General features: G+C 40.8%; 4 protein-coding genes. 3 read left to right on the top strand and 1 reads right to left on the bottom strand.

Features of this window, described 5'->3' with window-relative positions; translation table 11 throughout:
- On the bottom strand, positions 1-5,044 hold a 5,044-nt coding region (locus V6E90_RS19360; RefSeq protein ID WP_332606223.1), incomplete at its 3' end, for an ESPR-type extended signal peptide-containing protein.
- A gap of 482 nt (positions 5,045-5,526) precedes the next feature.
- On the opposite strand from V6E90_RS19360, the gene V6E90_RS19355 reads away from it, so the two are divergent.
- The 3 genes from V6E90_RS19355 (at position 5,527) to rlmH (ending at position 9,488) form a co-directional block, all read left to right on the top strand.
- Positions 5,527-6,114: a 5-formyltetrahydrofolate cyclo-ligase gene (locus V6E90_RS19355; RefSeq protein WP_332606222.1), complete on the top strand. Its 588-nt coding sequence runs from the start codon at positions 5,527-5,529 to the stop codon at positions 6,112-6,114.
- Positions 6,115-6,257: 143 nt separating this feature from the next.
- A complete protein-coding gene (lon, locus tag V6E90_RS19350) occupies positions 6,258-8,687 on the top strand; it encodes an endopeptidase La (protein WP_332606221.1) in 2,430 nt (809 codons plus the stop codon).
- 321 nt (positions 8,688-9,008) lie between these two features.
- On the top strand, positions 9,009-9,488 hold the full coding sequence (rlmH, locus tag V6E90_RS19345) for a 23S rRNA (pseudouridine(1915)-N(3))-methyltransferase RlmH (protein ID WP_332606220.1): 480 nt from the start codon (positions 9,009-9,011) through the stop codon (positions 9,486-9,488).
- Position 9,489 lies beyond the last annotated feature (1 nt).

The raw sequence follows: 9,489 nt of genomic DNA, 5'->3' as shown, positions 1-9,489 counted from the left end.
CTTTACCATCTGCAACATTCGTAATGACTTTATTACCCGCATCGATGCCATCTTTAGTAATGCTTGGACCATCTTTAATGGTCACACCTTTGTCATTTAATACCGTATCGCCAGTCGTGATGCTGTCGAATTTCGCATCTTTTAACAATTCGATCTTGATACCATCTTTGGTGGTACGCGTAATCACATTCTCACCGCTGGTCTGGTCTTCCAATGTCGTAGCATCAGCACCACCCACGATGTTTAACTTATCACCCAACTTACGATGCACATCTCCACCTGCATTACCTGCAAAGTTTAGACCTTTGTTGGTCAAGTCATTTACGCCATTGGTGACTTTGTCATCAACCGATTTGATTGCATCATTGATGTTGTCTTTTCCTGTACCACCAACGTTGTTGGTGCTAATACTGCCATCTGGATTAACCGTTGTGTTTCCACCAATGCTGTTCTTGATGCTTTCAGAAATATTCTGAATCTGACCACCATTCACTGCATCTTTAGAACCTTTGGCAATTGAACCATCAGCAAGGTTTCTAATGACTTTATTACCCGCATCGATGCCATCTTTGGCGATGCTTGGACCATCTTTAATGGTCACACCTTTGTCGTTTAATACCGTATCACCAGTGGTGATGCTGTCAAACTTCGCATCTTTTAACAACTCGATCTTGATACCATCTTTAGTGGTACGCGTAATCACATTCTCACCGCTGGTCTGGTCTTCCGATGTCGCAGCATCAGCACCACCCACGATGTTTAACTTATCACCCAACTTACGATGCACATCTCCACCTGCATTACCTGCAAAGTTTAGACCTTTGTTGGTCAAGTCATTTACGCCATTGGTGACTTTGTCATCAACTGATTTGATTGCATCATTGATGTTGTCTTTTCCTGTACCACCAACGTTGTTGGTGCTAATACTGCCATCTGGATTAACCGTTGTGTTTCCACCAATGCTGCTCTTGATACTTTCAGAAATGTTCTGAATCTGACCACCATTCACTGCATCTTTAGAACCTTTGGCAATTGAACCATCAGCAACATTCGTAATGACTTTATTACCCGCATCGATACCATCTTTAGTGATGCTTGGACCATCTTTAATGGTCACACCTTTGTCATTTAATACCGTATCACCAGTGGTGATGCTGTCGAATTTCGCATCTTTTAACAACTCGACCTTAATACCATCTTTAGTGGTACGGGTAATCACATTCTCACCACTGGTCTGGTCTTCTGCTGTTGTTGCATCAGCGCCACCCACGATGTTTAACTTCTCACCCAACTTACGATGCACATCTCCACCTGCATTGCCTGCAAAGTTTAGACCTTTGTTTTCCAAATCAGTCTTGGTGTTATCAATCTTGGTATTGAGTTCTGTTTTGGTGTTATTGATCGTATTGTTGAGCTCAGTCTTGGTATCTGTAATCTGAGTTGTTAACTGATCTTTGGTATCCGTAATTTGGTTACCCAAGTCTTTCTTGGCATCATCTAACTTAGTATTCGTATCGGTAATCTTACCATCTAAACCATCTTTGACTTTGGTTAGCTGATCAACATTGACTGCATCTTTACCATCTTTACCATCAGCAACATTACTAATGACTTTATTACCCGCATCGATGCCATCTTTGGTGATGCTTGGACCATCTTTAATGGTCACACCTTTGTCATTTAATACCGTATCGCCAGTGGTGATGCTGTCAAACTTCGCATCTTTTAACAACTCGACCTTAATACCATCTTTAGTGGTACGCGTAATCACATTCTCACCGCTGGTCTGGTCTTCCGCTGTCGCAGCATCAGCACCACCCACGATGTTTAACTTTTCACCCAACTTACGATGTACATCAGCACCTGCATTACCTGCAAAGTTTAGACCTTTGTTTTCCAACTCAGTCTTGGTGTTGTCAATCTTGGTGTTCAGTTCAGTTTTGGTGTTGTTGATCGTATTGTTGAGCTCGGTCTTGGTATCTGTAATCTGAGTCGTTAACTGATCTTTAGTGTCATTCAACTTGTTGTTGGTATCCGTAATTTGGTTACCCAAGTCTTTCTTCGCATCATCTAACTTAGTATTGGTATCGGTAATCTTGCCATCTAAACCATCTTTAACTTTGGTTAACTGGTCAACATTCACCGCATCTTTACCATCTTTACCATCAGCAACATTGCTAATGACTTTATTACTCGCATCGATACCATCTTTGGTGATGCTTGGACCATCTTTAATGGTCACACCTTTGTCATTTAATACCGTATCGCCAGTCGTGATGCTGTCAAACTTCGCATCTTTTAACAACTCGATCTTGATACCATCTTTTGTGGTACGGGTAATCACATTCTCACCGCTGGTCTTGTCTTCAGCTGTCGCAGCATCAGCACCACCCACGATATTTAACTTATCACCCAACTTACGATGCACATCTCCACCTGCATTGCCTGCAAAGTTTAGACCTTTGTTTTCTAAATCAGTCTTGGTGTTGTCAATCTTGGTGTTGAGTTCAGTTTTGGTGTTATTGATCGTATTGTTTAACTCAGTCTTGGTATCTGTAATTTGGTTACCCAAGTCTTTCTTCGCATCATCTAACTTGGTATTGGTATCAGTAATCTTGCCATCTAAACCATCTTTTACTTTGGTTAGCTGATCAACATTGACTGCATCTTTACCATCTTTACCATCAGCAACATTGCTAATGACTTTATTACCCGCATCGATACCATCTTTGGTGATACTTGGACCATCTTTAATGGTCACACCTTTGTCGTTTAATAGCGTATCGCCAGTGGTGATGCTGTCAAACTTCGCATCTTTCAACAATTCAACTTTGATGCCATCAGCCGTAGTACGGGTAATCACGTTTTCACCGCTGGTTTTGTCTTCTGCTGTCGCAGCATCAGCACCACCCACGATGTTTAACTTATCACCCAACTTACGATGTACATCAGCACCTGCATTACCTGCAAAGTTTAGACCTTTGTTTTCCAACTCAGTCTTGGTGTTGTCAATCTTGGTGTTGAGTTCTGTTTTGGTGTTATTGATCGTATTGTTTAACTCAGTCTTGGTATCTGTAATCTGAGTCGTTAACTGATCTTTGGTGTCGTTTAACTTGTTGTTGGTCTCCGTGATTTGGTTGCCTAAATCAGTTTTGGTGTCATCTAATTTTTGATTCAAATTCGTAATGTTTTTGACATTATTAGTGATATTTTGAGCATTATCATTAACACGAGAATCAACATTTTTAAGCTGACGTACGGTCACTGCATCTGAATCAGCAGAACCATCTTCAACATTGGTAATACGGCGTTCTTTACCAACAGAACCGACTGACACAACACCATTCGACATAGATGCATCACGATTCGTTAAGAAAGAGTTGCCTGTTGCTTCAGTTGCAACCGCATCCTGACCCAATGCAACACTATTTTCAGCTTCGACACGACTGCGAGCACCTAAAGCAACACCACCAACAACCATTGATTGTGCACCTTGGCCAACTGCAACTGCATTTTCTTGGTCTGCAATTGCACCACCACCAATCGCAGCTGAGTTTTTACCTGTTGCCTTCGCACCACCACCAACTGCAGCAGCATTTTCATTGCTTGCTTCAGCACCTTTACCAATTGCAGCAGAACTATCCCCAGTTGCTTTGGCATTGCTACCTACAGCAGCAGCCCCATTACCCGTTGCAGTCGCACCTTCACCTGGTTTATTACCAGAACCAATTGCAGTTGAATTATTCCCAGAAGCAAGTGAGTTAATACCCATTGCCGATGCACCATCACCTGTTGCTTGCGCAACGGCGCCAAATGCAGAAGCACCTTTACCTGCGGCATTTGACATCACACCAAATGCAGATGAAGCATCACCTGTCGCTTTAGAAGTCATACCAAAAGACGATGCAAATGCACCTGAACCAACAGCCTGTACACCAACTGCAGTTGAGCCGTGATTCGCTTCGGTGGTTGGATACTTTCCAGCTTGTAATTTTCCGCCTGTGATCTCAGTATATTTTTGACTTAATTCGGCATCACGAGCAATTTTATCAACGTCATCACCACCAATTGCGACTGATGAGTTACCACGAGCAATAACATCTGCACCAATGGCAATGGATTGATCACCGATGGCTTTGGTTTGGTCACCAATTGCAATCGATTGATTACTAGATATACCTGTTGCACCTTTAGTTGATGCATTTCGCCCAATTGCGACGTCACCACTACCCACTGTTTCACTTGTATTGCCCACTGCAATTGCACCAACGCCTGCGCCTTTTGCTTGTGAACCAATTGCAACGGCATCATAACCTGTTGTGCTCGCATCTACCCCAACAGCAATTGAGTTACGGCCCTTAGCACCATCATTTTCATAGTTGCCACCTTTAGTTCCGTTATCATTAATACTCACATAATGCGTTTTTGCTTCCGCTACAGCACTCTTAAGCTGCGAAACATTAACTGCATCATTATCTTTAACGCCTTCTGCAATATTGGTGATTCTCAAAAATCTATCGTCAGCCCAAGTGCCTTGTTCTTTACCTTGATAATATTTAGGATCACCTTTCTTATGTCCAAATGAAACCGTAAAATCTTCTGTTGTACTTGCTTGCCCACCAATTGCAACTGAGTTATCGCCATAAGCAATGGCATCATTACCAATCGCAATTGCCCCTTTTCCATCTAGGTTTGGTTGTCTAGACTCAGCTCTAGAACCACTCCCAATCGCAATCGAGCCTCGACCGGTAGATTGCACATCATTACCCACAGCAATTGCAAAGTCGCTATTGGCACAAGATTGGGTATTTCCGCCACCAACAATGACAGAACCAGAATTATTACACTTGCTCGGAGTACTATTCCCATTTCCCAGAACTGTCCCTGCAAGAGCATTTGAAGAGAACGAAACAGCTCCAACTAAAACTGCAGCAGATAAATTGAGAACTTTTGATTTGGTTTTTGTTTTACTTTTTGCCAGTTCAGATGTTGCAACCCATGCGCCAATTGATGCATTCCAAACCACTTTATAGACTTTATTCATAAAAATTCTCAGATCATTACTACAGTTATTGATGGTCTAAAAATGCCAATCAGCATTTTTAGTTTCGGTGCCAAAAAAGAGTCGCGGATGCTAATAAAATCGAGTAAATTGGTAAAGATTATGTAAATATTGAGATTAAAAATATGAGACATATCTCTCATATTTACAAAAAAACTTATTAATCAAATACATGATTTAAATCACAAAAAACTAAAAATGTTTTATTTTGTTTTCGTTTTGTTTTATTTTATAAAGAACGTGAAAAATAGAATAATAGCTCTATAATCTATAGCGAAATAATATTCAATATCTAAAATCCCCTTTAATTATTGGAATAAATTATTGAATTCTCATTTATTAGAAAAAATACAAATAATACTATAAATTTGAAATTTTACTTATAAATAACAGGATCTTTGCTTTTAGAATTTACGACATAAATCAAGTATGATTGTTTTATCAAAACTAGTTTTTTTATCCTTATGAGCCATACATTAAACTCATTAAGAAAACAACTTCGCTCAGAAAGAAGGCAACTTTCACATTACCAACAAAAACAGGCTGAACAACAAGTTCTGCGTCTACTTCGACGATTACCTAAATTTAAAGCTGCATCAAGAGTTGGACTTTATTTACATGCCTTTGGAGAGATACATACTGATAAATTGATAAAACTTTGTTTTCAGCAAAAGAAACAAGTGTTTTTACCGATGATTTGCAATATGAATCAGAATTTAGTTTGGGTAAAAGTAAGTTCGAAACAATACCTAAATAGACGTTTTTCCCATCACCCACTCGGGATGAAAGAACCGATGGCTAGTCGAGGAAAACATGTCTCGCATTTAGAGCTACTCATTATGCCATTATTGGCCTGTGATCATTTAGGAACGCGCATCGGTATGGGCGGCGGTTATTATGATCGGACTTTATCAACAGCCAAACACTATCCCTATCGTCTCGGTCTTGCCCATGCCTTTCAATATGTGGATGGTCCACTACTAAGACAAACATGGGATCAACCTTTACACGGATTACTAAGCCCTAAAAAGTTTTATTATTTCAGCTCTTAGCAAGTTATTTTTCTTATTTCCGCAATGAATCTTGAGTAATTTAGTCTTTTTTTTATATTTTCTCTCCCCAACCCCTTGTATTTTTTTAAATGCACATCACTATAAAAACATGGCAACACCGTTGTCACTCATTAGGAGTGCCCATGTCTGAATATATTTTAAATAATGAAACAAGCTTAGAGCCACAGGTTCCAAGTGTATTACCACTATTAGCGTTACGTGATGTTGTGGTTTATCCACACATGCAAATCGCGCTATTCGTGGGTCGTGAAAAATCGATCAATGCAGTGGATGTGGCTCGTAACAGTGACAATTTAGTATTTGTAGTTGCGCAAAAAGATTCGCTCACAGAAGAAATTGATCACGACAACCTCTATCAATATGGAACTGTGGCTAAAATCGTACAAGTTGTGAATCATGAAAATGATGAAAACTGTATCAAAGTACTGATTGAAGGCCTACATCGTTCTAAGCTTGAACGCATTATTGATGGCGAAGAATACTTAACAGCTGAACATCATTTAAGCCCAATGACATTGCCTTTGGACCAAGAGACCCAAGAGACTCGCTTAAATGAATTACGTACTCTATTCGCTCAGTATGCAGAAGCGAAACTACGTAATGCACGTGAACTCGTTGCAGCAGCAAATAAAATCGAAGACTTATTGCAATTGATGTTCTTCGTTGCAACTCGTGTGCCTTTAAATATTGAAGTGAAACAAAAGTTTTTAGAGCACGACGAATTTGAAGATCATTTGCAAGAGTTAATGAGCTATTTGATGAATCAATCTGCTGAACAGCAAATTGAACAGACTCTGCATGACAGCGTAAAACGTCAAATGGAAAAGAACCAACGTGAATACTTTCTAAATGAAAAAATGAAAGTCATTCAACGTGAACTTTCCGACATGAATGGCGGTGCTGAAGATGACGTTGCCGAAATCGAAAAACGTCTTGCAGAAGCAGATTTACCTGAACACGTACGCAAAAAAGCTGAAGCAGAATTCCGAAAGCTTAAGGCAATGCAACCAGCATCTAGTGAAGCTGCTGTGGTTCGTAACTATCTAGAAGTGATTTTAGATACGCCTTGGAATAAGGCGAGCAAAGTTAGTATTAATCTTGCCAAAGCACAAGAAATTCTAGATACAGATCATTACGGCTTAGATGACGTTAAAGATCGTATTGTAGAATACTTGGCAGTCCAGTCTCGTGTTAAAAAACTCAAAGGTCCGATCCTATGTTTAGTCGGCCCTCCAGGTGTTGGTAAGACATCTCTGGGTGAATCAGTTGCCAAAGCAACAGGTCGTGAGTTTGTCCGTATGGCACTGGGTGGTGTTCGCGACGAAGCAGAAATCCGCGGTCACCGTCGTACCTATATTGGTGCGATGCCAGGTAAAATCGTGCAATCATTGACGAAAGCTGGGGTGAAGAACCCATTGTTCTTGCTCGACGAAATCGACAAGATGGCACAAGACTACCGTGGTGATCCAGCTTCTGCATTGCTTGAAGTCCTTGATCCATCACAAAACAGTAAGTTCAATGACCATTATTTAGATCTTGATCTTGACCTTTCAGAAGTCATGTTCATCTGTACAGCGAACAGTATGAATATTCCTGAAGCCTTACTGGATCGTATGGAAGTGATTCGTCTACCGGGTTATACCGAAGATGAAAAAGTGAATATTGCTGAACGCTACCTTGTTCCAAAAGCAATTAAGAACAATGGTCTACGTACAAAAGAGCTGACCGTTCATGAGGAAGCAATCCGCGACATCGTACAACGTTATACACGTGAAGCCGGTGTTCGTAGCTTAGAACGTGAAGTCTCTAAAATTGCCCGTAAAGTCGTAAAAGAGGCGGTCAGCAAAAAGTCTAAAAACTTACAGATTGACGTCACTTCTGCCAATCTTCCCGAATACTTAGGTCCACATAAATTTGACTTTGGTATTGCAGAAGATGAAGCACAAGTAGGTCGTGTCAATGGCTTGGCTTGGACCTCAGTAGGTGGTGAGTTACTCACTATCGAAGTTGCAGCAGTAAAAGGTAAAGGTAAATTCATTACCACGGGTTCACTCGGTGATGTAATGAAAGAATCGATCACCGCTGCGATGACTGTCGTTCGTACCCGTGCCGATGAATTGGGAATTGAATCATCTCGTTTCGAAGAAACAGATGTCCACGTTCACTTACCTGAAGGTGCAACACCAAAAGATGGTCCATCTGCTGGTTTAGCACTGACCACTGCCCTTGTATCGGCATTTACAGGTATTCCGATTCGTCCAGACATTGCCATGACTGGTGAAACGAGTCTTGGTGGTCGCGCGATGCGTATTGGTGGCTTAAAAGAGAAACTTCTTGCAGCTCACCGCGGTGGAATCAAACTGGTGTTTATTCCACAAGATAACGTGCGTGATTTGGCTGAGATTCCTGACAATGTAAAAGAAGGATTAGAAATCAAAGCAGTGAAAAGCATTGATGAAATTCTACCTTTAGCACTGACAGATACACCAAAGCCTTTGCCAAAGACGCCGATTGTAAAACCCGTCGAAGATGCAAAAGCAGCACGTCACTAATCAGTAAATGATTGGACATAAAAGAGAGCTTCGGCTCTCTTTTTTTGTTACATAATACGGTTGAAAAATAACCAATATCTTGCATAATAAAATAGAGTCGATAAAAACAAAGGCTAAATTTGACTCTGAACTCATTTTAGCGTCATCCGAACTCCAGACGGATGGCACTTTGATCGCAGCTCATACGCATTTTGAGCTGCGTTTTTTATGTGTGGTGGGTGCTACTTTTTGTATTTTTTCTGACTAGATAAATTATGCTGTTCCTCCATGAACCTATAACAGTGTTTATAATAGTGGTCATTTCTTTAATCAAACACGCTTATGAAAATTCGCATTCTTACCATTGGTCAAAAAATGCCGGCTTGGGTGCTAACTGGTTTTGAAGATTATTTCAAACGTATCCAACCCTTTGTACAGACTCAGGTGATTGAACTTCCAATGGCAAAGCGTGGCAAAAATGACTCTGAGGCCGATATTTTAAAATACTGCCAAATTGAGGGTGACAGCATTTTAAATGCACTCAAACCCAATGAGACTTTAATCGCTCTAGAGGTGGGTGGTCGTGAGCTGAGTACGGAAAAATTAGCCGACAGCATGAAACAATGGATGCTCGAAGGCAATGATATTGCTCTTGCGATTGGAGGGCCTGATGGGCATTCCGAAGCGGTGCGTAAAGCTGCCGCTTGGCACTGGTCACTGTCAAAGCTCACCATGCCACATCCAATGGTTCGTATTCTTTTAATTGAACAATTGTATCGTGCAATGAGCATCAATCATAATCACCCTTATCATCGAGCTTAAA

Origin of the sequence: Acinetobacter sp. ESBL14 (assembly GCF_036668815.1) — a bacterium.
Classification (GTDB): domain Bacteria; phylum Pseudomonadota; class Gammaproteobacteria; order Pseudomonadales; family Moraxellaceae; genus Acinetobacter; species Acinetobacter gyllenbergii.
The sequence above is the reverse complement of the archived record's forward strand: the minus strand, read 5'-3'. Positions and strand labels throughout refer to the sequence as shown.

Bases quoted from the DNA above. Each gene is read 5' to 3' on its own strand.
- V6E90_RS19355 (WP_332606222.1), top strand. From the start codon at position 5,527: ATGAGCCATACATTAAACTCATTAAGAAAACAACTTCGCTCAGAAAGA.
- lon (WP_332606221.1), top strand. From the start codon at position 6,258: ATGTCTGAATATATTTTAAATAATGAAACAAGCTTAGAGCCACAGGTT.
- rlmH (WP_332606220.1), top strand. From the start codon at position 9,009: ATGAAAATTCGCATTCTTACCATTGGTCAAAAAATGCCGGCTTGGGTG.